This is a genomic window from Actinoallomurus vinaceus (assembly GCF_039542055.1).
Classification (GTDB): domain Bacteria; phylum Actinomycetota; class Actinomycetes; order Streptosporangiales; family Streptosporangiaceae; genus Actinoallomurus; species Actinoallomurus vinaceus.
The window spans coordinates 22,227-41,749 of record NZ_BAABHK010000011.1; the positions used below are offsets into that span (position 1 = coordinate 22,227).

The following is a 19,523-nucleotide window of genomic DNA, read 5'->3' on the forward strand; positions in this document are numbered from 1 at the left end:
GCCTCCGCGCTCGAATGGGACATCTCCTTGCTGCGCCGCGCCTCCACCGCCATGCTCGGTGCCCTTCGGGCACCTTTGCCATTTCCGGATTCCTTTCGGGTGCGGTCGAGGGTGAGGATGCAGAGGCCGCTTCGCGTGCCCGCAGTCAGGCCACCTGGAGGCGATGCTGTGCCCAGCCCCGGGCTACAGCCGTCAGCCGCGCCGAATGTGGTCGCGCGGACGGCGATCGCGTCTTGTGCCCCCACAGGCCCAGCACAGTGGCCGCGAACGCGCCCGGCCGAAGTCGGCGGCCTCCTCGGGTGTCCAGACGTCGGGCGCCCTCTGGCGGGCCCTTGGTCGCGGACTTCGAGGCGGATCTTGTCTGGGTCAGCGGTCAGTCGAAGGTTGATGTCTTTGCCATCTGCCACTGTGGAGTGCCGGACGCAGTTCGTCGTGTACTCGCTGGCGATGAGCTCCACACGGTCACGGATGTCCTGAGGAAAATCCCGGAGGACTTCCTGTATCCAGTGTCGGACGCCGGGCACTACGGATCGCGAACTCGCGACCTCCATGGCCCGTTCGCCCATCGCCAGCCTCGGCTCACCTGTGGATTCGTCAACATGGATTCCAGGATGTCAAGTCCTCTCCTACGATGGACCTTGATCGACGGGCGCCTTTCGAGGGGAGGCCACCGGAGTGCCAGCCGAAAACCTGCTCTATCTGCGGGTTGCAGACGATTTGCGCCGTCGGATCATCGACGGTGAACTTGCTGCGGGGTCGCGACTCCCCTCGCGCGCCCAACTCGCCGAGCAGTTCGACGTCAGCGAGAACGTCGTTCGCCGAGCCATCGACGTCCTGATGGCCGAAGGACTCATCGAGACTCGCACCGGCGCACGCCCCACCGTCCGGACGCGCCCGCAGCTGCGCCGCCTCACCCGCTCCTGGTACCGCGAGCAACGCGGCGGATCGCCCTTCCGCGCCGACATGGAGGCCCAGGGCCACGAAGCGGATTGGACGTGCAAGTCAAAGACCGCGACCGCACCACCGGCCATCGTCGAGCGCCTACGAATTTCGGCAGACGATCCGGTGATGCGAACGGACTACGTGTTCACCTCCGACGGCGAGCCCGTCATGATGAGCACGTCGTACGAGCCGCTGGAGCTGACGCGCGGCACGCCGGTGACGCTGCCCGAGCACGGACCGTACGCCGGCCGTGGTGTCCGGGATCGGATGTCGGCGATCGGCCAGCGCATCGTGACGGCCACCGAAGTGGTGACGGCTCGCCCCGTTATGCAGAACGAGGCAGCTGCTTTGAAGACCAGCGCGGGAACGATCGTGATGGTGATCCAGCGGACGTACTGGACGGAGGATCGACCAGTGGAGACGGCGGACATCGTCGTACCCGTCGATCGCTATGAGTTGCTATATGTGATCCCCGTCGAGGGTGATTGATCCGTCGTCCTGGACCGATGATCAGGAGCCGGGTGCCGGGTGATGGGCTTGGACTCCGATCCCTTGGACACGCCGTAGGACCGGGCGATCTCGGCCTGTGGGCGGCTCTCTACGATGACCGCGCGGATCACAAATCCTGGCTCGCCGGCACACCCGTGCCGACCTGGTCGGCGGCGGCGCCTACGACAACGACCTCATCGGCCTGTTCGAGTTCAGCACCGACGGCACCCTGTGCCTGCTCACCGAGTACTTCGCCCCCCGCATTCAGCACCGTAACCGGGTCGTGATCATCTGTAGTGGAACCGGACCGTCCGTTGCTTGATCTCAACCATCGGTCAGCGAAACGATCGAGGAGGACCGGTGCGTACCGTCCGTCTGCGGTTCGCGGCGTTCGCCGCGCTCACCGCCGCGCTGTGCAGTGGCTGCAAGAGCGATCCGCCCGACCACCACTCTGCGGCGAGGCCGTCGGTCACCGCCACCTCGCCCACGGTACGACCCTCCGTGACGCCGCACCGTCTCAGTGCGGTACTGGTGAGCGCGCGCAGTGCGGCCGGGCGTACCGAGGTGACGTACCGGCCGGCCAGGATCAAGCACGTCAGGGACCAGTACTCCGAGTACAACAAGGTGATCGTCACCGGTCCGCAGGCGACCCTCGAGCTGAGCCCTGACGTCCGGATCGTGCTCATGGTGCCGCTGCACGGAATGGACCCCAACCCCGACCGGGTCAGCACGGCCGTTTTCGTCGCTGCCCTGGCCAAGAATCGCAGCTATCTGCCCAATATCGGGTTCGAAGTCCAGGTCGGCGCGGACGGCCGGGTCGCCTCCCTGCAGCAGGTCTACACCCCTTAGCGGCTGATTCATGCCGCGTGACCGGGGCGGCTCTCCGGTCTTGTCTTGGCTTCTGTACCTACTGGTATGTACGATCAGTCTATGGATACCAGGGAGCGGCTGATCGAGAGCACGCGGGAGTTGTTGTGGGAGCGCGGGTACGTGGGGACGAGCCCGAAGGCGATCCAGCAGCGGGCCGGGGCCGGTCAGGGCAGCATGTACCACCACTTCACCGGCAAGCCGGATCTCGCGTTGGCGGCGGTGCAACGCAGCGCCAAGGAGATGCGGGCCAAGGCCGACCGTGAGCTCTCCGGGCCCGGCACAGCGTACGAGCGCATCGAGACGTACCTGCTCCGCGAGCGGGAGATCCTGCGCGGGTGCCCGGTCGGGCGGCTGACCCAGGATCCGGATGTCATCGCGGATCCGGTGCTCCGGCAGCCTCTGGAGGAGACGTTCGCCTGGCTGCGGCGACGGCTGGCGGAGGTCCTGGCGGACGGGCAGGAGAGCGGAGAGCTGCGGAGCGGCCTCGACCCCGTCGCCACGGCGGCGACGATCGTGGCCACGCTGCAGGGCGGCTATGTGCTGGCCCGGGCCGCCCAGTCGGTCGAGCCGTTCGAGCATGCGATCAAGGGTGTGCTGGGTCTGCTCGCCGCCCAGACGGCGTCGGCCCCGCAGTGAGCGCGCGGCACGTCACCGAGTACTTCGTCTGACGAGAAGGAGCATGCGCGTGTACGCGATGCAGTACGAGATCACACTGCCCGCCGACTATGACATGAAGATCATCCGGGAGCGGGTGGCGACGAGGGGCCGGGCCACGGACGACTTCCAAGGGCTGGGATTGAAGGCGTTCCTGATGCGGGAGCGCGGGGTCGGCGGGTCGCCGGTGAACCAGTACGCGCCCTTCTACCTCTGGGACTCCGTGGACGGCATGAACCGTTTCCTGTGGGGCGGCGGCGGGTTCCGGGGGATCGTGGACGACTTCGGCCGTCCGGCGGTGCGGCACTGGACGGGTGCCGCGTTCGAGCGCGGGCCGGCGTACGGTGCGACGCCGCGTGCGGCGACCCGCCGTACGGAGCCCGTCCCGGCGGGCGCGGACCCGGAGGGCGTGGTCGCGTCGGCGCTGGAGGAGCTGGGGAGCCGCACCCGTACGGACGGCGTGCACGCGACGGCGCTCGCCGTCGACCCCGGGCGGTGGGAGCTCGTGCACTTCACGCTCTGGGCGGACTCGCCCGCCGCGGCGGACGAGGACCGCTACGAGGTACTGCACCTGTCCACGCCGGACCTGCACGAGCTGACGAGAGGGCGGCAGTGGTGAGCGACGACCTGCGAGAGGCGCGTCTGGACCGGGAGGCGGGCCACCGCCTGCTCGAGGTCCTCCAGGACGAGCGGACCCGGCAGGGCACGTTGCCCTGGTTGGAGGAGCTCGCGCCCGGGTTTCCCGACTGGCTCGTGACCGCGCTGTTCGGCGGCACGTACCAGCGCGAGGGCCTGTCGCTGCGCGACCGGCAGCTGGTGAACCTGGCTGCCCTCACCGCGCTCGGCGGGGTGGATCCGCAGCTGACGGGCCACGTCCGTACGAGCCTGCGGGTGGGGTTGACCGCGGAGGAGATCGTCGAGGTGTTCGTTCATCTGGCGCCCTACATCGGGGTGCCGAAGGCGCTGGCCGGACTGAGGGTCGCCGCGGCCGTGCTGGAGGAGGACAGGTGAGGGCCGCCCGTACCGTTCTCGGCGACGTGCCGGCGGAGGACCTCGGCGTGTGCGACGCGCATGACCATCTGTTCTTCCGGAGTGCTCGGCTGCCTGGGCAGGAGCTCGACGACGTCGCCGCGGCGACCGATGAGGTGCGGGCGTTCCGTGCGCTGGGCGGCCGTACGGTCGTGCAGTGGACGCCGTACGGGCTGGGCCGGCGCGCGGACGCGCTCGCGGAGGTCTCCCGGGCCGGGGACATACATGTGATCGCCGCGACCGGGCTGCATCAGGCGGTGCACTACGAGCCGGAGGTCCTCCGGGAGGTCCGGGGGCGGCTGGACGAACTGTTCGTCGAGGAGCTGACCGACGGCATCCGCGGGGGCGTCCGGGCCGGGATGATCAAGGTGGCGGGCGGGTTCCACGGGCTGGACGAGCACGCCCGGTCCGTGATGGCAGCGGCGGCGCGGGCCCATCATGCGACCGGTGCGCCCATCGGCGTGCACCATGAGCTCGGGACGGCGTCGCTGGACGTCCTCGACCTGCTGTGCGGTCGGCATGGCGTGCCTCCGGAGCGGGTGATCCTCGGGCACCTGAACCGCTTCCCGGACTCGCGCGTACACGCGGAGGCGGGCGAGGCCGGTGCCTTCCTGGCGCTCGACGGGCCGTCGAGGGCCAACCACGCGACCGACTGGCGGCTGTTCGACCTGCTCGCCGCGCTCGTCGAGGCGGGGCACGCCGACCGGCTGCTGCTGGGCGGTGACACGACGACCGCGGCCGCCCGGGCGTCGACCGGAGGCGGGCCCGGCATGCCGTACCTGCTGCGGGTGATGCGGCCGAGGATCGTCCGGGATCTGGGCGAGGACGTTGCCGAAAAGATCTTCGTGGCGAACCCGGCGCGGGCGTTCGCGGTCGACTGGCGGCGCTGACGGCCTGTCCGGAGGGTAAAGGAAACTTGGTGCTCCGGTCGGCCGCATCGGGATCTAACGCGCCGCCACGGACGTCATGCTTACTGACCGGAGTAGTCCGGCCGAGCGCCGGGGGGTAGGGAGGGTCGTGTTCGGTCCACAGGGCTTCCTCACCTTCACCGTGCTCCTGATCGGTTTCATGGGCGCGCTGTACTGGCTGGTCAAGACGCGTCTGCTGGCGTTGAAGATGGTCGCCGGGGCGGTCGCCTTCGCCCCGGCGATGCTGTTCGGCGTCGCGCTGGTGAACAAGTTCTACGGCTACTACCAGAGCTGGGACGACGCGTGGCGCGACCTGACCAACCAGGCCCCGGCGAGCGTCGCGCGCGTGCCGGACCTCGGCGACCGGCTCGACCAGGTGCTGAACGAGGCGGTGAAGAAACGGCAGGCGCGTAAGAACGGTTTCGCCCTCGAGACCGTGCTGGCCGGCGCGAAGAGCAACATCACCCGCCAGGGCATGATCTACCTGCCGCCCCAGTACTTCCAGCGGCCGTACGCGGCGCAGCGGCTCCCCGTCATCGAGCTCATCCACGGCGCGCCGGGGAACCCGGGCGACTACGAGGGCCGGCTGAAGATCTCCGGGATGTTCCGCAAGCTGATCGCCGCGCACAAGGCCAAGCCGGCGGTGCTCGTCATCCCGGACGTCGGCGGCGGGCCGGACCGGGCCACGCAGTGCCTGAACACGGTCGGCGGCGAGCAGGACGAGACGTACGTGGCCTATGACGTGCCGGACCTCGTCGCCTCGCGGCTGCGCGTGGAGCCGCCCGGTCCCGCCTGGGAGATCGCGGGGTTCTCCGAGGGCGGCTACTGCGCGGCCAACCTGGCGCTGCGTCACCCGGACCGGTACGGGATCGCGGCCTCGCTGAGCGGCTATTACGAGCCGTTGCGGCACAACCGGCTGCCGCAGCCGGTCGACCCGTTCGCGGGCAACAAGGCGCTGCGCGACGCGAACTCCCCGCTGAAGGTGCTGGCGCAGCCGCGCCTCAATGGCCGGATGCCCAGGTTCTGGGTGATGACCGGCAGCGGCGTGCAGGTCGACCTGGTGCAGGCGCAGGCGTTCGTCGACCTGGTGAAGCGGATCGAGCCGGACGCGCCGTTCCTGATCGTCAAGGGCGGCCAGCACAACTACGGCGCCTGGCGGGAGGCGTTCCCCAAGATGTTCGAGTGGGCGACGCCACGGCTGTGGAACGCCACTCCCTGCCGGCCGGGGCCCGGCCGTACGTGCTGACCTAGTGCGCGCCCTCGTCCAGGTCGAGTACGCGGGCGTGGAGGACGAGGCGCTGGTGGAGGGCCGCCCGGAGCGCCCGGTGCAGGCCGTCCTCGAGGTACAGCTGGCCCTGCCACTGCACGACGTGCGGGAACAGGTCGCCGTAGAAGGTGGAGTCCTCGGCCAGCAGGGAGTTCAGGTCGAGCCCGGCCTTCGTCGTGATCAACTGGTCGAGGCGGACCTGGCGTGGGGGCACGTTCGCCCAGTCCCGGGAGCTGAGCTTGTGCTCCGGGTAAGGGCGTCCCTCGCCTACTGCCTTGAAGATCACGCCATGCAGTTTAATGCGGCTACGGCCTTAGCGGCGCCTGGACCGCCAGGCCCGGCCATGCGCCCGCCAGTCGTATCGGGTGCCGAACCCGGCGAGGTGCAGCGCGATGAAGAGCAGGCCGAGCGTGTCCAGCGTGGGGTAGTTGAAGAAGTCCGAGCCCTTGCCGAGCCAGTCCGCGAGTAGGGCGACGCCGAAGCAGATCGCCGCGACGATGACGAACATGGATGCCTCCTGAGGTAGATCCGCGTCCCCCGAGACGCCCAAGAGATCTCCAACAGGACGAAGGTCAAACCTCGTACGAGGCCGCTCTCTCCTTCTCGCGCAGGGTGGTCTTCTTCGCGCGGTTGCCGCAGGTCCCCATCGAGCACCAGCGCCGGGTGCCGGGCCGTGAGCCGTCGAGGAAGAGGGCCCCGCACCGCGGACCCGCGCATTCGCGGACGCGGGCGACGGCGGTCGAGGTGACGAGGTCCAGGGCGTCCCGCGCGATCAGGGCGAGCGTGGCCGTGACGGGGTCGCCCGCCCGCCACTGGACCCGCCAGGACGCGTCGAGGCCCGGCACCGGTACGGGGGCGGCGGCGGCCCGGTTGAGGTGATCCCGGACGGCGTCGCCGCAGGACGCCGGGTCTCCGGTACGGACGGCGGCGATGACGAGGGCGTGGACCGCCTCCCGGAGCTCACGGGCGCGGGCGGCCTGGTCGAGGCTCGGCACGACGGTCTCGTCGATCGGGCACGAGCCACACTGCCGGATCCAGGCGGCCAGAGCGGCGCCGTCGGGAAGCTCTTCCGTCTCCGAGGGAGTCCCCCGGTACCGCAGCGTGCGGATGAAGTCCAGGCACAGCCGGCCCGCTCCCTCTCGGAACCGCACGGTGTCGCTCGTCGTGGCCATGCCTCACCCTAACTCCAGAACCGGTTTAACTGGTACCGTTTGGAGAACCAGTTAAACAGGTTCTCCTTGTGAGGTGCCATGTCTCTCCGACCCTCGTCCCCCACCGAGGCGTCACCGTCCGCTCGATCCGTGTCCGAGTCCGGGCCACCGGGCTGGCTGGTGCTGCTGCTCGCGGTCTCCTGCGGCGTGACCGTCGCGAACCTGTACTACGCGCAGCCGCTCCTGGCCGAGCTCACCCGCTCCTTCGGCATCAGCGGCCTCGCCGCGGGCGGCCTGATCACCGTGACGCAGGTCGGATACGCGGCGGGAATGGTGTTCCTCGTCCCCCTCGGCGACCGCGTCGAGAACCGGCGCCTCGTCTCGACCCTGCTCGCGCTGACCTGCGCGGCGCTGCTCGTCTCCGCGACCGCGCCGGTGTTCCCCGTGCTCCTGGCCGCCTCGCTCGTCGGCGGAGCGACCTCCGTCGTCGTGCAGATCCTGGTCCCGTTCGCCGCCGACCTGGCCCCGGACCACACCCGCGGCCGCATCGTCGGACGCGTGGTGAGCGGCCTGCTCACCGGCATCCTGCTCTCCCGTACGGTGAGCAGCCTGGTGGCCGACCTCGCCGGCTGGCGCGTCATCTACTTCACGTCGGCCGTCCTCATGGCGGTCCTGGCGGTCGTGCTCCGGTCGGCCCTGCCGCCCCGCGCCCCCAGCACCGGTCTCCCGTACGGTCGGCTGCTGCGCACCACCGGCCACCTCGTGCGCGTCCACGCGCCGCTGCGGCGGCGGGCGCTCTACCAGGCCGCGATGTTCGGGACGTTCAGCGCCTTCTGGACGACGATCTCCTTCGTCCTGACCGGTCCGCCGTTCCACTACTCCCAGCTCGGGGTGGGACTGTTCGCCCTGGTCGGAGCGGGTGGCGCTCTGGTCGCGCCCTGGGCGGGACGTTGGGCGGACCGTGGACTGACCCGGCCGATGACGGCCGTCGCCTTCGTCGTCGCCGCCCTGTCCTTCGGCGTGGCCGGAGTGGGCCGGCACAGCGTGATCCTGCTCGCCGTCGCGGCGATCCTCATCGACATGGCCGTGCAGACGACCCTCGTGCTCGGCCAGCACACCATCTACGCGTTGGACCCCACCGCCCGCGCGAGGCTGAACAGCGCCTACATCGCGACCCTGTTCCTGGGCGGCGCGGTCGGGTCACAGCTCGGATCGGTCGCCTACCACGAGGGCGGCTGGACCGCGCTGGCCGTCTTCGGCGCGGCCCTGCCCGTCCTCGCCCTCCTCGCGTGGTGCACCGAACGCCGCGTCAAAGAGACAGCGCCCGCAGAGTGAGGACGACGGCGGCGACGATCAGCATCACCAGCGCGTTGGGCAGGCCCTTGAAGTCGCTCTTGCGCAGGTGGGCGCCTGCCGCGCCGATGAAGTAGAGGACGACGCCGATCGCGGCGGCGACGCCCAGCGGGCCGTACCACAGCCCGATGACCAGGCCCGCCGCGCCGGCGATCTCGCAGGCGGCCAGGAACGGGAACATGCCGAGCGGCACGCCGATGCTGGTCATGCCCTCGACGATCATCTTGTTGCGGGTCAGCTTGGCGAACGCGGAGAACAGCAGCGCGACCGCCAGCAGCAGGCCGACGATGGCATAGGCGACGAACATTGAGGCTCCCGACGATTGGGGCATTGGGAGCATGGAGATTAGCAGATCGTTGAAGGTTTTCAATGATATAGATCTGCCGATCATCGACGGCTTGTATCATCGAGGAGTGATCCCGCACCGTCCCGGCCTCGCCCTCGCCTACGCAGGACAGATCGCCAACGGTCGGATCAAGGAGGCCCTTGCGGCGCACGGTCTCAAGCCCGCCCACTCCTACGTCCTGATGCTCCTCACCGACAAGGGCGCCATGGGGCAGCAGGCCCTCGTGGAGGAGCTCAACGTCGACCCGAGCGTGCTGGTCGCCATCCTCAACGACCTGGAGAGCGCCGGCCTGGCCGAGCGCCGCCGCGACCCGGCCGACCGCCGCCGGCACATCGTCGAGATCCGCGACCGCGGCGCGGAGCTGCTCGAAGAGGTCGACCGCGCCGTCGCGGCCGTCGAGGCAGAGCTGTTCGCCGACCTGGACACCGACGAGATCGCGGCCCTGCAGCGCCTCCTCGAGCGCGTCAAACCCGGCACCGACGACGGCTGCACCGAAGACCACTGACGCGTTCGATCGGCCGCGTGGCGCCACCGCATCAGGTGCCGAAGGAGCAGGTTTCGCCTTCTTGGCGCCGACCGCCACGGTGGCCTCGGCGCGTGGTCTCACCGCCGTTCAGATCGGCGAGCGCCGTCAGGGCCGCGGCGATCGCGGGCTGGTGTTCGGCGCCCGCGCGTACCAGTGCCTCGACCGTCCGTCCTCGGCCGGGGAGCGGCAGCACCGCGACGCCTGCCGGTGGGTCGGCGCACAGGAGGTTCGGCAGGACCGTCACGGCGAGGCCGGTCGCTACCAGGGACAACGCCGATCGCAGATCGCTGTACCAGTGGTCGATCCGCGGGGTGAAGTCCGCGTTGCGACAGGCGTGCACGAGGACCTCGTGGCATGCGCTCGACGTGGGCGCCGAGATCCACGCTCGATCGCGCAGGGGCCCGAGTCCGCCGTCTTCCACGGCCTGCCGCAGGTCTTCGGGTATGGCGACCATGAGGGGGTCGTCGAAGAGCGCCACCGCGGTGATTCCGCTCCACGGGGGCGGACCGAGCAGGTGGTAGCGGTACGCCACCGCGAGATCGAGACCATGCTGCTTCAGCCGGGGCACGGAGTCCTCCGGTTCGGACTCGACGATCCGCGGCCGGAGCCGGGGATGGCGGGCGGTGAGCTCGGCGACGAGCGGTGCCGCGACCGTGGCCAGGGCGCTGGGGACGCAGCCGATCTCCAGCTCGCCGCTGGGCTCGGCGTCCAGGGTGCGGACGGCGCCCTCGGCGCGCTCCAGTGCGGCGAGCACGTGCTCGGACTCCGCGGCGAGCGCCGTCCCGGCCGCCGTGAGCCGCAGGATGCGGCCCTCCCGGCGGATCAGCGCCGCGCCGGCCTCCGTCTCCAGGACGCGCAGCTGCTGGGAGACCGCCGAGGGGGTCACGCCGTGGAGCTCCGCGACGGCCGTCACCCTGCCGTGTTCGGCCAGGTCGCGCAGCATCGTCAGGCGTTTCACGTCGAGCATGAGCTCAGCTTAACAAGTGCTGTAGTTGAAGTAGCTGGACTTCACTATGCCGCCGGGCGCATGCTTCCGACCATGAAGATCCTGCTGATCGGAGCGAACGGCACCCTCGGGCGAGCCGTCCACGCGGTCCTGTCGCGGCGCGGCCACGAGGTGGTCACCGCCTCCCGCAAGGACAGCGACCTGTACGTCGACATCACCGATCCCGCGTCCATCGGCGCGCTGTACGAGCGGGTCGGTACGGTCGACGCGGTCGCGTGCGCGGCGGGCCCCGTCCCCTGGCGGCCTCTCGCCGAACTCGACCTACGGGACGTCCGGGACGGCCTCGACGGCAAGGCCGTCAGCCAGATCGAGCTGGTCCGCCAGGGCCTGCACCGCGTCGCCGAGGACGGCTCGTACACGCTCATCACCGGCATCCTGGCCCGCGAGCCGATCCGTACCGGCGCCGTCGCCTCGCTGGCCAACGGCGCGGTGGAGGCGTTCGTACGCGCCGCCGCGATCGAACTGCCCGGCCGGCAGCGCATCAACGCGGTGAGCCCCACGGTCTTCGAGGAGTCCCTCGCGGAGTACGACGCGGTGTTCGCCGGCTTCGACGCCGTGCCGGTGGACCGGGCCGCCGCGGCGTACGTCCGTTCGATCGAAGGGCACCAGACCGGACAGGTCTACCGAGTGGAATGAGCGGTCACCGCGCCCGGCGGTCAGTCATGGCTGATGATCACCTTGCCGAAGCCGCCGCCGGACTCGACGTAGCCGAAGGCGTCGGGCACCTTCTCGAACGGGAAGACCCGGTCGATCACCGGGCGCAGCCGATGCGTCGTGACGGCGCGGTTCAGCTCGAGGAAGTGCGCGCGGCTGCCCGTGGCGACGCGGCGCAGCACCGCGCCCGCGCCGAAGAGGATCCCCGGATCGATCGCCTTCGCCCCCTCCGCGCCGGACAGCCAGTAGCCGACGAAGGCCACCTCGCCACTCGGCGCGACGGACTTCAGCGACTGCTCCAGCGGGCCGGTCGCGTCGACGACGCGATCGGCGCCCACACCGCCGGTCAGGTCGCGTACCCGATCCGACCACTCGGGGTTCTCCCGGTAATCGATCACCTCGTCGGCGCCCAGCTCGCGTAGCCGCGCGGCCTTGGCGGCGCTGGACGTGGTCACGATCACCCGCGCGCCCGCCAGCTTGGCGAACCGCAGGACGAACAGCGACACCGCCCCGGACCCCAGCGTCAGCACGGTCTCGCCGGGACGGGGTGCACCGCCGCCGGCCAGGGCGTTCCACGCGGTCACCGCCGCCAGCGGGAACGCCGCGGCCTCCTCGTACGACAGGTGCTCCGGGATGGGCACGACGCCGTTCTCGCTCAGCACCGCGTACTCGGTGAGCATGCCGTCGATCATCGTGCCGAGCTGCGCGGCGTTGTCGCGGCGGAACGGGCCGTCGAGCCAGTACGGGAAGACGGTGGCCGCCACCCGGTCGCCCGGCTTGACGCGGCCGACGCCCTCCCCGACCGCCACGACCTCTCCGACCCCCTCGCACCCGGGCACCACACCCGGTCTGATCGGCAGGGGATAGTTGTCGGCGAGCACCATCAGGTCACGGAAGCCGAGGGCGTTCGCGCGCACTCTGACCACCACCTGCCCCCGTCCGGGTTCGGGCTCGGCGTGCTCCTGGACCGTCAGACCGGCGAGTCCCCGGCCCGGGTCAAGGTGATAACTCTTCATCGAACGGCCTCTCAGTGTCATGGGTCGGCCCGTGGTGAGCCGCCGGGGGTGATCCTGCGGAGGGGCGTGACATCCGGCAATTCCCCCGAGGGAATCGCCCGGCCTCCCGAACGCCCGGTAGAACTGCGTTTGTGACCATTACGACGGAGCGGATCGGCGTCGGCGCGGAGCTGAAGCGCTGGCGCCGGGCTCGACGGCTGAGCCAGCTCGAGCTCGCCACGCTGACCGGCACGACCCAGCGGCACCTGAGCTTCATCGAGAGCGGCCGCTCTCAGCCCGGCCGCGCGATCGTGATCCGGCTGGCCGAGTCGCTCGGCCTGTCGCTGCGGGAGCGCAACGACCTGCTGACCACGGCCGGCTACGCGCCGGTGTTCAGCGAGTCGGGCCTGGACGAGGAGGCGCTGCGCCCGGTCCGGGCCGCGCTGGAGCAGATCCTGTACGGCCATCTGCCGTATCCGGCGCTCGTCGTCGGCCCGTACGGCCGGGTGGTGGCGGTCAACGACGCCGTCGAGGTGTTCACCGAGGGGGCGTCGCCGGAACTGCTCGAGCCTCCGGTCAACATGCTGCGGCTCATGCTCCACCCGGACGGCATGGGGCGAAGGGTGCGCAACCTGGGCGAGTGGGGCCGGCACGTCACCGAGAACCTCCGCGCCCGGGCACGCCGCAGCCCGGACCCTCGCCTCGACGACCTCGTCGCTGAACTGGCCGGATACGTACCTGACGTCCCGGTCGGCCCGGACCACCTGGGTTTCTCCGTGCCGATGCGGCTGGCGTCGGCGGACGGCGAACTTCGGCTGATCACGACGCTGACGTCATTCGCCACCGCGACCGACGTCACGCTCGCCGAACTCCGCCTGGAGGCATTCCTCCCCGCCGACCAGGCCACCGCCGAGCTCCTCCGGCTCCGGGCCGACCGCCACCAGTAGCATTCCGGCGTGCGGACTCTGGTTCTCTGGGACATCGACCACACGCTGGTCAGCATCACCGGGCTCAGCGCGGAGATCCACGCGGCGGTATTCCAGGCGATCATCGGCCGCCCTCTCGAACGCCTCGCGCACATGGCCGGGCGGACCGACCGCGCGATCATCTCCGAAACGCTGCAGCTGCATTCCCTCACGCCCACCGAGGACGTGATGACCGCCTTCGGCGACGCGCTGGCGACCGCCTTCACCGACCGCGCCGACGACCTCCGGAGGCGTGGACGGATCCTCCCCGGCGTCGAAGAGGCACTGTCGGCACTGGCGGCCCGGCCCGAGGTCGTTCAGTCCGTCCTCACCGGCAACATGGATTCGATCGCGTCCGCCAAGCTGACCGCCTTCGGCCTGCACCGCTTTGTCGATCTGGACATCGGCGCCTTCGGTTTCGACGGCCTGGAACGCCCACCGCTCGTCGGGCTGGCCCGCGAACGCGCGGCCGAGAAGTACGGCGGCTCGTTCGATCCCGCGCACACGGTTCTGGTCGGTGACACGCCGCACGACGTCCTGGCCGGTCACCACGGCGGCGCCCGGGTCGTCGCCGTGGCGACCGGCGCGAGCGACGAGGCGGCGCTGAGGGCGGCGGGCGCGGAACTCGTCCTCGCCGACCTCTCCGACACCGACGACGTCGTACGGTCGGTCCTCGGCCTCAGCGCGCCCTGATCTGGCCACGAAGGCTCAGTCCTCGACGGAGTACGGCGTCCAGGTCGGCGACGACGGGCAGCGGCCGCGCCCCGTACAGCGGCGCTGTCCGTCACAGTCGTCGTTCAGCGCGGCACGAGCCTGAGGGTCGTCTCGCGCGCGTCGGGAGCCACCATCGGGTCGACGTAGGTCGCGCTGTAGCGGCCGTACTTGGTGCGGTAGGCGGCGTCGATCCGGTTGTTGACGCCGGGGTCGGTCTCCTCGACGAAGGCGACGTCCCTGTCGACGCCGCCGGCGCGGATGCGGCCTTCATGGTTCGCCTGCGCGGCGCGGAACCAGGAGCCGCCGCGGCCCCGGTAGGAGCGGACGTACAAGTCGTCGCCGTCGCGGACGACCCAGATCGGCACAGGGGTGCGCGGCGTGCCGTCGCCTCGCAGTGGCGCGATCCGCAGTTCGTCCGCCGTCGCGATCCTCTCGAGCTCCTCGCTCGTCCACGTCATCATCTGTTTCCTCCTGTGACGTCAGGGGAGCAGCAGCGTCTTGATGGCGCGGCGTTCGTCCATCGCCTTGTAGCCTTTGGCGACCTGCTCCAAGGGCAGGGTCAGGTCGAAGACCTTGCCCGGGTCGATCCGGCCGCCCCAGACCCGGTCGATGAGGTCGGGCAGGTAGCCGCGTACGGGGGCCGGGCCGCCGCGCAGCCCGACGTGGGAGAAGAAGAGCTCCTCGCCTGGTATCTCCACGTCGTGGGGGACGCCGACGAAGCCGACGTTGCCGCCCGGGCGGGTCGAGCGCAGGGCCTGGAGCATCGACTCGGCGGTGCCGACGCACTCCAGCACCGAGTCGGCGCCGATGCCGTCGGTCAGGTCCTTGATGCGGGCCACGCCCTCGTCGCCGCGCTCGGTGACGATGTCGGTGGCGCCGAACTCGCGGGCGAGCCTCTGGCGGGGCTCGTGGCGGCTCATGGCGATGATGCGCTCGGCGCCGAGTTCCTTGGCCGCGATGACGCCGCACAGGCCGACGGCGCCGTCGCCGACGACGGCGACGGTGGAGCCCGGCCTGACCTCGGCGGCCACGGCGGCGTACCAGCCGGTGCCCATGACGTCCGACAGGGTGAGCAGGCTGGGCACGAGCTCGTCGGCGGGGCGGTCGGGGGTGGCGACGAGGGTGCCCTGGGCCTGCGGGATGCGGACGTACTCGGCCTGGCAGGTGCTCATGAACTCGCGGTGCACGCAGGAGGACTGGTACCCGTTGCGGCAGTTGGGACAGGTGTTGTCCGAGGTGGCGAACGAGCCGATGACGAACTCGCCCGGCTTCACCGAGGTCACCTCACGGCCGACCTCCTCGACCACGCCGACGTACTCGTGGCCCATCGGGTGCGGCTCGGTGACCGGTTCGATGCCCCGGTACGCCCACAGGTCCGACCCGCACACGCAGGTGGCGACGGTACGGATGATCGCGTCAGTGGGGTTGATGATCGTCGGGTCGTCGCGCTCCTCGAAGCGCACGTCCCCGGGAGCGTGAATGACGGCTCCGCGCATGATGGTCTCCTTGCTCTTGGGCGGGCCGAGCCCGCCCCGTCGTGCGATCGGCGGGTCAGCGGCGCGTGCTGACGCGGGGCCCCTGATACTCGGCGTCGGTGACGTGCTCGAGCCAGGAGACGCCGTCGCCTTCCCACAGCGCCAGGTGGCTCATGAACCGGTCCGGGGCGGCCCCGTGCCAGTGCTCTTCACCCGCCGGGGTGTGGACGATGTCGCCGGGGTGGGCCTCGATGAGCTCGCCGCCACGAGACTGGATCAGCGCGACGCCCTCGACGATGTAGAGGGTCTGGCCCAGCCCGTGCGAGTGCCAGGCGGTACGGGCCCCGGGCGAGAACCTGACCATGTTCGCCCTGGCCTGTGCCGGGAGGTCGGTCGGGGTGGGCCGGGAGGTCGGTCGGGGTCGGTTGGTCGGGGTGGGCTGGTCGGGAGGGAAAGGGTCCTCGCCCCGGTAGATCACGTCGAACCAGACGTCCCCCGTGAACCACTCGGCCGGTCCCTTGGCGGTCGACGGCTTCTTCAGTAGCTCCATCACGTTCTCCCTGATCCGCGCTGAGATGAGGTGCTGCCGCTCCGGCGCTCGCGACGGAAGCGGATTTGTGAGATGCGGCTGAGCCGGCCGCGATGGCGACGAAGCGCGGCCGGGTCGTTCCTGGTCGGCGACCAACGGCAAGGCGCGGCTTCGCCCGCACTACCCATGAAACAGCCGATGCTCCGGGCAAAGAAGGCTCTGCCGGTCCAGGTAATGACAGAACACCCCAGAGTTCGCGAGCCGTACGTAGCCTGGGGCCGTGGACAGCAGGAACGACGTTCGGGAGTTCCTGGCCTCCCGGCGCGCCAGGATCACTCCGCAGCAGGCGGGACTGCCCGCGTACGGCGGCAACCGGCGCGTTCCCGGGCTCCGCCGGGAAGAGGTCGCCATGCTCGCCGGGGTCAGCGTCGACTACTACAACCGCCTCGAACGCGGGAACCTCAGCGGGGCCTCCGAGAGCGTGCTCGAAGCACTCGTCCGCGCGCTGCAACTCGACGAGGCCGAGCGCGAGCATCTCTTCGACCTGGCCCGCGCGGCGAACTCCACGCCGCGACGCCGCCGCCCCGCGCGGCAGCGGATCCGGCCGGGCATCCAGCGCCTCCTCGACTCGATGACCGACGCGCCGGCGTTCGTCCGTAACGGGCGCCTGGACGTCCTCGCCGCCAACCGGCTCGGCCGCGCCCTGTACTCACCGGTCTTCGACGACCCGGCGCGACCCGTCAACCTCGCCCGGTTCCGGTTCCTCAACTCCCGCGCCAGGGACTTTTACCCCGACTGGGAGGATTCGGCCAACACCACCGTGGCGCTGCTGCGCACCGAGGCCGGCCGCGACCCCCACGACCGGGCCCTGCAGGACCTGATCGGCGAGCTCGCCACCCGCAGCGAGGAGTTTCGCACTCTCTGGGCCGCGCACAACGTCCGTCTCCATCACACCGGAGTCAAGAACTTCCACCACCCCGTCGTCGGCGACCTCAGCCTCCCCTTCGAGGCGATGCCGCTGCCGGCCGACCCGGGCCTGACGCTCACCGCGTTCAGCGCCGAACCCGGCACTCCGGCCCAGGACGCGCTCAACCTCCTCGGCAGCTGGGCGGCGAGCCTGGAGCAGACCGACGAGACGCAAGAAGCCAGGTCGGCCGAAGGCCCCGGCGCATAGCGGCCCATCGTCCGGGATACCGGCGACCACAATGGATTCACCGTCGCCTTGGTCGATTCAGCGGCACCCGCTGCGCGCGAACCGCCGGATCCGTCACGGGGGACTTTGCCAATCCTTTACCCTGATGCTGTGACCTGCCCTAAGTGCCACAGCCCGATGCAGACGTTCAACCGACAAGGCATCCACATCGAGCAATGCGCCGGGTGCGGCGGGATCTTCCTCGACCGCGGCGAGCTCGAACAGATCGTGATGGCGGAACAACGGCACTATGCCGCGCCGCCGCCCTACCCCGGCGGTTACTCGGACTCCCCGCCCCCGTACCAGGGGCACCGTGACTCTCCGCCGCCGTACCACCCGGGCCACGCCCCCCACCACGGGCACTACAAGGACTCACCCCCGCCGTACGGACATCGTGGTCGCAGACGGGGCTTCCTCGAGGAGCTCTTCGACTGACCGCCCGGTGAATCCGCTCATCTGCGTACGCTGCGGGGCCCGCGCGGACTCACCGCAGGTCGTCGCCGAGCCGCCCGCCGTCGTCTGTGCCGCGTGCGGCCATCGAGAGCCGTTCGTCCGGCTTCCCCTGTGGTCCCTCACCGGTCCCAGTGGCTGCGGCAAGTCGACCGTGGCCCGGCTCCTCGTCGAGCGACTGAGCGGGCGTTTCGTCGTCCTGGAGCAGGACGTGCTCTGGCAGGCGGGCCTCCACGACCCCGTACGCTTCCGGTCGGCGTGGCTGGCGATGGCCGCGATGATCCAGCAGAACGGCCGGCCGGTGCTGCTGTGCGGCACCGTGGTCCCGCCTGAGTTCGAGCCGCTGCCCGAACGGGCGCTGTTCACGGAGATCAGATACCTCGCGCTCACGTGCGACCCGGACGTCCTCACCGCCCGGCTCCGGGGGCGTCCGGCGTGGCGGGAGTGGTCCGAGCCGCGGATCGCCGAGATGCTGGAGTACAACGAGTGGGTCCGCGCGGAGGCCGCCTCGATGGCACCGCCGATGCGGCTCCTGGACACGACGAGCGCCACCGTCGAAGCCACGGCCGATCAGGTCTGCGCCTGGGTGCAAGAGGACGAGAAGTACGCTGCCGCACATGCCTGAAACCCTCACTTTTGCCAATCTCCTCGACGACGCGGCGATATTTTCGCTGGAGCACCAACTGCACTTGGGGGACGTCCTCGGCGAGCACAGCTGGCACGCGGACCTGCAGGCTCACCTGTTCGAATTCACCGGGAGCCGGCCCCTCACCTGTACCGGTCTCCACCTTCTCGGCAGCGCCGCGCCCGGCCCACGGTCGTGGCTGTGGGGCTGGGCGAACCCGTCCGGATTCCCGGAGCCGGTGACGGCGCTGTCCGCGACACTGCGCGATTTCGGGCAGCAGCACGGCATCGCGGAGCTCGCGTCCGCCGAGGTTCCGTTCGACGCGCTGCCCGGCTCACCCACCGAACCGGCCCAGGCCGTCGGCATCCTCACCGACGCAGCCAAGGCCGTGAGCGCCAACTGGACCTCCTACAACGGCCCCGTCGGCGGCGGCACCCGCGCCGCGTTCCTCATCGAGCACCCCGACTTCCAGCTGCCGCCGCCCGAGCCCGCCCGCGTCATGCACGTCATCCAGCAGGCGCTCTCCGGCCTCTGGATCACCGACCACCGCCGCGCGCTGCACGCCTACGCGGTACGGCGGCGGCTCGGCGCGGCGTTCAGCCCCGACGGCACCAAGCTCACCATCACCGGGCCAGGCCTCGAAGCGGTCATCGACTTCGACCAGTACGGCCGCGTCGCGAACATCAACGCCTCGCTGTCGGCACCCGGCGCGTAGCGGCACTGGGATCGGCCGTCCACCCCCGGCGCTCCGGGTGTCCTCCTAGGCCCGATTAGGCCCTGGGCTTCAACTCACGGCCCGGACAAATGGGCCCCTGGACTCTGTCTCGCGCCGCGGCCGACCGGGCAAGATCAACTTCTTGTACGAGCTTTCCCTCGGCAAGGAGGAACAATCCATGAGACGAGCGAAGCTGATCCCGGTCGCCATCGCCGCGGGCTTCGCGGCGATGACATTGGCCGCTCCGGCCGCCGACGCCGCCACCGAGGCCAAGGGTTCCGTCAGCGTGCAGTCGGTGAAGCTCACGGCGCAAAAGCCGAGTCGCCTCGTGAAGAAGAAGGTCGTATGGCTGCACGCCAGCGCCTTCTACGAGCTCAGTAAGGCCAAGACCTCGATCACCAGGGTCTGCGTGCAGGTGAGCAACTACAAGTCCACCAGGAACTGCGGGTCGGTCCCCCACCCTGTCTCGGGCGGCATCGGGTCGAAGGACCTGAAGTGTGGCAAGAAGGGCACCTGGCACGGGGTGCAGTCGTGGGCGTGGTTCGAGAACAAGAACCACGAGCAGATCGGTAACATGCGCAAGTCGGGGCTGTACATGATCAAGTGCTGACGGCTTCGGGGCCGACTCGTCCGACAGACGTCGGGCCGCATGCGGGCGAGCGACGAGG

27 protein-coding genes are annotated in these 19,523 nt (G+C 70.3%); 17 read left to right on the forward strand and 10 right to left on the reverse strand.

The annotated features are described in order from the left end of the window. Positions 1-566 (reverse strand): ATP-binding protein (locus ABEA24_RS53760; protein WP_425551267.1); only part of this gene is annotated, 566 nt, incomplete at its 3' end. A 109-nt stretch (positions 567-675) separates the two neighbouring features. Here ABEA24_RS53760 and ABEA24_RS32850 point away from each other — a divergent pair. The 7 genes from ABEA24_RS32850 to ABEA24_RS32880 all read left to right on the forward strand — a co-directional run bounded on the left by ABEA24_RS32850 (position 676) and on the right by ABEA24_RS32880 (position 6,138). Then, complete coding sequence (locus tag ABEA24_RS32850) at positions 676-1,431, forward strand: GntR family transcriptional regulator (RefSeq protein WP_345435567.1); 756 nt, start codon at positions 676-678, stop codon at positions 1,429-1,431. A gap of 360 nt (positions 1,432-1,791) precedes the next feature. Beyond that, positions 1,792-2,280, forward strand: coding sequence for a hypothetical protein (locus ABEA24_RS32855; RefSeq protein ID WP_345435569.1), 489 nt, complete (start codon positions 1,792-1,794; stop codon positions 2,278-2,280). Positions 2,281-2,361: 81 nt separating this feature from the next. Further along, positions 2,362-2,937: a TetR/AcrR family transcriptional regulator gene (locus tag ABEA24_RS32860; RefSeq protein WP_345435571.1), complete on the forward strand. Its 576-nt coding sequence runs from the start codon at positions 2,362-2,364 to the stop codon at positions 2,935-2,937. 43 nt (positions 2,938-2,980) lie between these two features. Beyond that, the gene (locus ABEA24_RS32865) at positions 2,981-3,574 is read left to right on the forward strand and encodes a DUF4865 family protein (RefSeq protein ID WP_345435573.1); all 594 of its coding nucleotides are present in this window, start codon (positions 2,981-2,983) and stop codon (positions 3,572-3,574) included. Then, positions 3,571-3,966, forward strand: coding sequence for a carboxymuconolactone decarboxylase family protein (locus ABEA24_RS32870; protein ID WP_345435575.1), 396 nt, complete (start codon positions 3,571-3,573; stop codon positions 3,964-3,966). The genes ABEA24_RS32865 and ABEA24_RS32870 overlap by 4 nt, the downstream gene beginning before the upstream one ends. Next, positions 3,963-4,874, forward strand: a complete 912-nt coding sequence (locus ABEA24_RS32875; RefSeq protein ID WP_345435577.1) for a phosphotriesterase family protein — start codon at positions 3,963-3,965, stop codon at positions 4,872-4,874. Before ABEA24_RS32870 ends, ABEA24_RS32875 begins: the two co-directional genes overlap by 4 nt. Positions 4,875-5,001: 127 nt before the next feature. Continuing rightward, positions 5,002-6,138, forward strand: a complete 1,137-nt coding sequence (locus tag ABEA24_RS32880; protein ID WP_345435579.1) for an alpha/beta hydrolase — start codon at positions 5,002-5,004, stop codon at positions 6,136-6,138. Between the two features lies 1 nt (position 6,139). Here the strand turns inward: ABEA24_RS32880 and ABEA24_RS32885 are convergent, their stop codons facing one another. The 3 genes from ABEA24_RS32885 to ABEA24_RS32895 form a co-directional block, all read right to left on the reverse strand. After that, positions 6,140-6,445 (reverse strand): type II toxin-antitoxin system VapB family antitoxin, encoded by a 306-nt coding sequence (locus ABEA24_RS32885; protein ID WP_345435581.1) that lies wholly within the window; start codon positions 6,443-6,445, stop codon positions 6,140-6,142. A 27-nt stretch (positions 6,446-6,472) separates the two neighbouring features. Then, on the reverse strand, positions 6,473-6,667 hold the full coding sequence (locus ABEA24_RS32890) for a hypothetical protein (protein ID WP_345435583.1): 195 nt from the start codon (positions 6,665-6,667) through the stop codon (positions 6,473-6,475). 64 nt (positions 6,668-6,731) lie between these two features. Further along, positions 6,732-7,331, reverse strand: a complete 600-nt coding sequence (locus ABEA24_RS32895; protein WP_345435585.1) for a CGNR zinc finger domain-containing protein — start codon at positions 7,329-7,331, stop codon at positions 6,732-6,734. Positions 7,332-7,460: 129 nt separating this feature from the next. Between ABEA24_RS32895 and ABEA24_RS32900 the strand changes: the two genes are divergently transcribed. After that, positions 7,461-8,645, forward strand: a complete 1,185-nt coding sequence (locus tag ABEA24_RS32900) for an MFS transporter (RefSeq protein ID WP_345435587.1) — start codon at positions 7,461-7,463, stop codon at positions 8,643-8,645. Here the strand turns inward: ABEA24_RS32900 and ABEA24_RS32905 are convergent. Then, the gene (locus tag ABEA24_RS32905; protein ID WP_345435589.1) at positions 8,620-8,970 is read right to left on the reverse strand and encodes a DoxX family protein; all 351 of its coding nucleotides are present in this window, start codon (positions 8,968-8,970) and stop codon (positions 8,620-8,622) included. The two genes, ABEA24_RS32900 and ABEA24_RS32905, sit on opposite strands and share 26 nt — an antisense overlap. Positions 8,971-9,076: 106 nt before the next feature. Here ABEA24_RS32905 and ABEA24_RS32910 point away from each other — a divergent pair, with 106 nt between their 5' ends. Then, positions 9,077-9,514, forward strand: a complete 438-nt coding sequence (locus ABEA24_RS32910) for a MarR family winged helix-turn-helix transcriptional regulator (RefSeq protein WP_345435591.1) — start codon at positions 9,077-9,079, stop codon at positions 9,512-9,514. Between the two features lie 31 nt (positions 9,515-9,545). Here ABEA24_RS32910 and ABEA24_RS32915 read toward each other — a convergent pair whose 3' ends face one another. After that, positions 9,546-10,502, reverse strand: coding sequence for a LysR family transcriptional regulator (locus tag ABEA24_RS32915; RefSeq protein ID WP_345435593.1), 957 nt, complete (start codon positions 10,500-10,502; stop codon positions 9,546-9,548). Between the two features lie 72 nt (positions 10,503-10,574). Between ABEA24_RS32915 and ABEA24_RS32920 the strand changes: the two genes are divergently transcribed. Beyond that, complete coding sequence (locus tag ABEA24_RS32920; RefSeq protein WP_345435595.1) at positions 10,575-11,177, forward strand: short chain dehydrogenase; 603 nt, start codon at positions 10,575-10,577, stop codon at positions 11,175-11,177. A 20-nt stretch (positions 11,178-11,197) separates the two neighbouring features. Here the strand turns inward: ABEA24_RS32920 and ABEA24_RS32925 are convergent, their stop codons facing one another. Then, a complete protein-coding gene (locus tag ABEA24_RS32925) occupies positions 11,198-12,211 on the reverse strand; it encodes a zinc-dependent alcohol dehydrogenase family protein (protein ID WP_345435597.1) in 1,014 nt (337 codons plus the stop codon). A 131-nt stretch (positions 12,212-12,342) separates the two neighbouring features. On the opposite strand from ABEA24_RS32925, the gene ABEA24_RS32930 reads away from it, so the two are divergent. Next, entirely contained in the window at positions 12,343-13,137 is a 795-nt protein-coding gene (locus tag ABEA24_RS32930) for a helix-turn-helix domain-containing protein (RefSeq protein ID WP_345435599.1), read from the forward strand. Positions 13,138-13,146: 9 nt separating this feature from the next. After that, a complete protein-coding gene (locus tag ABEA24_RS32935) occupies positions 13,147-13,848 on the forward strand; it encodes an HAD family hydrolase (protein WP_345435601.1) in 702 nt (233 codons plus the stop codon). A gap of 104 nt (positions 13,849-13,952) precedes the next feature. Here ABEA24_RS32935 and ABEA24_RS32940 read toward each other — a convergent pair whose 3' ends face one another. From ABEA24_RS32940 to ABEA24_RS32950, 3 genes are read right to left on the reverse strand one after another with little or no spacing between them, the layout of a single operon-like run. Then, on the reverse strand, positions 13,953-14,330 hold the full coding sequence (locus ABEA24_RS32940) for a DUF2255 family protein (RefSeq protein WP_345435603.1): 378 nt from the start codon (positions 14,328-14,330) through the stop codon (positions 13,953-13,955). An 18-nt stretch (positions 14,331-14,348) separates the two neighbouring features. Beyond that, complete coding sequence (locus tag ABEA24_RS32945) at positions 14,349-15,365, reverse strand: zinc-dependent alcohol dehydrogenase family protein (protein ID WP_345435605.1); 1,017 nt, start codon at positions 15,363-15,365, stop codon at positions 14,349-14,351. 55 nt (positions 15,366-15,420) lie between these two features. Beyond that, positions 15,421-15,894, reverse strand: coding sequence for a cupin domain-containing protein (locus ABEA24_RS32950; RefSeq protein WP_345435608.1), 474 nt, complete (start codon positions 15,892-15,894; stop codon positions 15,421-15,423). 259 nt (positions 15,895-16,153) lie between these two features. Between ABEA24_RS32950 and ABEA24_RS32955 the strand changes: the two genes are divergently transcribed. From ABEA24_RS32955 to ABEA24_RS32975, 5 genes are all read left to right on the forward strand, one after another. Then, positions 16,154-17,047, forward strand: coding sequence for a helix-turn-helix transcriptional regulator (locus ABEA24_RS32955; RefSeq protein WP_345435609.1), 894 nt, complete (start codon positions 16,154-16,156; stop codon positions 17,045-17,047). A 129-nt stretch (positions 17,048-17,176) separates the two neighbouring features. Then, on the forward strand, positions 17,177-17,500 hold the full coding sequence (locus ABEA24_RS32960) for a TFIIB-type zinc ribbon-containing protein (protein WP_345435610.1): 324 nt from the start codon (positions 17,177-17,179) through the stop codon (positions 17,498-17,500). 7 nt (positions 17,501-17,507) lie between these two features. Beyond that, positions 17,508-18,140 (forward strand): AAA family ATPase, encoded by a 633-nt coding sequence (locus ABEA24_RS32965; RefSeq protein WP_345435612.1) that lies wholly within the window; start codon positions 17,508-17,510, stop codon positions 18,138-18,140. After that, positions 18,133-18,855, forward strand: a complete 723-nt coding sequence (locus ABEA24_RS32970) for a DUF6882 domain-containing protein (protein WP_345435614.1) — start codon at positions 18,133-18,135, stop codon at positions 18,853-18,855. The genes ABEA24_RS32965 and ABEA24_RS32970 overlap by 8 nt, the downstream gene beginning before the upstream one ends. Positions 18,856-19,033: 178 nt before the next feature. After that, positions 19,034-19,465 carry a hypothetical protein gene (locus tag ABEA24_RS32975; RefSeq protein ID WP_345435616.1) on the forward strand — a complete coding sequence of 144 codons (432 nt, stop codon included), beginning with the start codon at positions 19,034-19,036 and terminating at the stop codon, positions 19,463-19,465. Positions 19,466-19,523 lie beyond the last annotated feature (58 nt).

Bases quoted from the DNA above. Each gene is read 5' to 3' on its own strand.
- ABEA24_RS32890 (WP_345435583.1), bottom strand. From the start codon at position 6,667: ATGTTCGTCATCGTCGCGGCGATCTGCTTCGGCGTCGCCCTACTCGCG.
- ABEA24_RS32925 (WP_345435597.1), bottom strand. From the start codon at position 12,211: ATGAAGAGTTATCACCTTGACCCGGGCCGGGGACTCGCCGGTCTGACG.
- ABEA24_RS32970 (WP_345435614.1), top strand. From the start codon at position 18,133: ATGCCTGAAACCCTCACTTTTGCCAATCTCCTCGACGACGCGGCGATA.
- ABEA24_RS32920 (WP_345435595.1), top strand. From the start codon at position 10,575: ATGAAGATCCTGCTGATCGGAGCGAACGGCACCCTCGGGCGAGCCGTC.
- ABEA24_RS32915 (WP_345435593.1), bottom strand. From the start codon at position 10,502: ATGCTCGACGTGAAACGCCTGACGATGCTGCGCGACCTGGCCGAACAC.
- ABEA24_RS32940 (WP_345435603.1), bottom strand. From the start codon at position 14,330: ATGATGACGTGGACGAGCGAGGAGCTCGAGAGGATCGCGACGGCGGAC.
- ABEA24_RS32975 (WP_345435616.1), top strand. From the start codon at position 19,034: ATGAGACGAGCGAAGCTGATCCCGGTCGCCATCGCCGCGGGCTTCGCG.
- ABEA24_RS32860 (WP_345435571.1), top strand. From the start codon at position 2,362: ATGGATACCAGGGAGCGGCTGATCGAGAGCACGCGGGAGTTGTTGTGG.
- ABEA24_RS32905 (WP_345435589.1), bottom strand. From the start codon at position 8,970: ATGTTCGTCGCCTATGCCATCGTCGGCCTGCTGCTGGCGGTCGCGCTG.
- ABEA24_RS32945 (WP_345435605.1), bottom strand. From the start codon at position 15,365: ATGCGCGGAGCCGTCATTCACGCTCCCGGGGACGTGCGCTTCGAGGAG.
- ABEA24_RS32895 (WP_345435585.1), bottom strand. From the start codon at position 7,331: ATGGCCACGACGAGCGACACCGTGCGGTTCCGAGAGGGAGCGGGCCGG.
- ABEA24_RS32950 (WP_345435608.1), bottom strand. From the start codon at position 15,894: ATGGAGCTACTGAAGAAGCCGTCGACCGCCAAGGGACCGGCCGAGTGG.
- ABEA24_RS32865 (WP_345435573.1), top strand. From the start codon at position 2,981: ATGCGCGTGTACGCGATGCAGTACGAGATCACACTGCCCGCCGACTAT.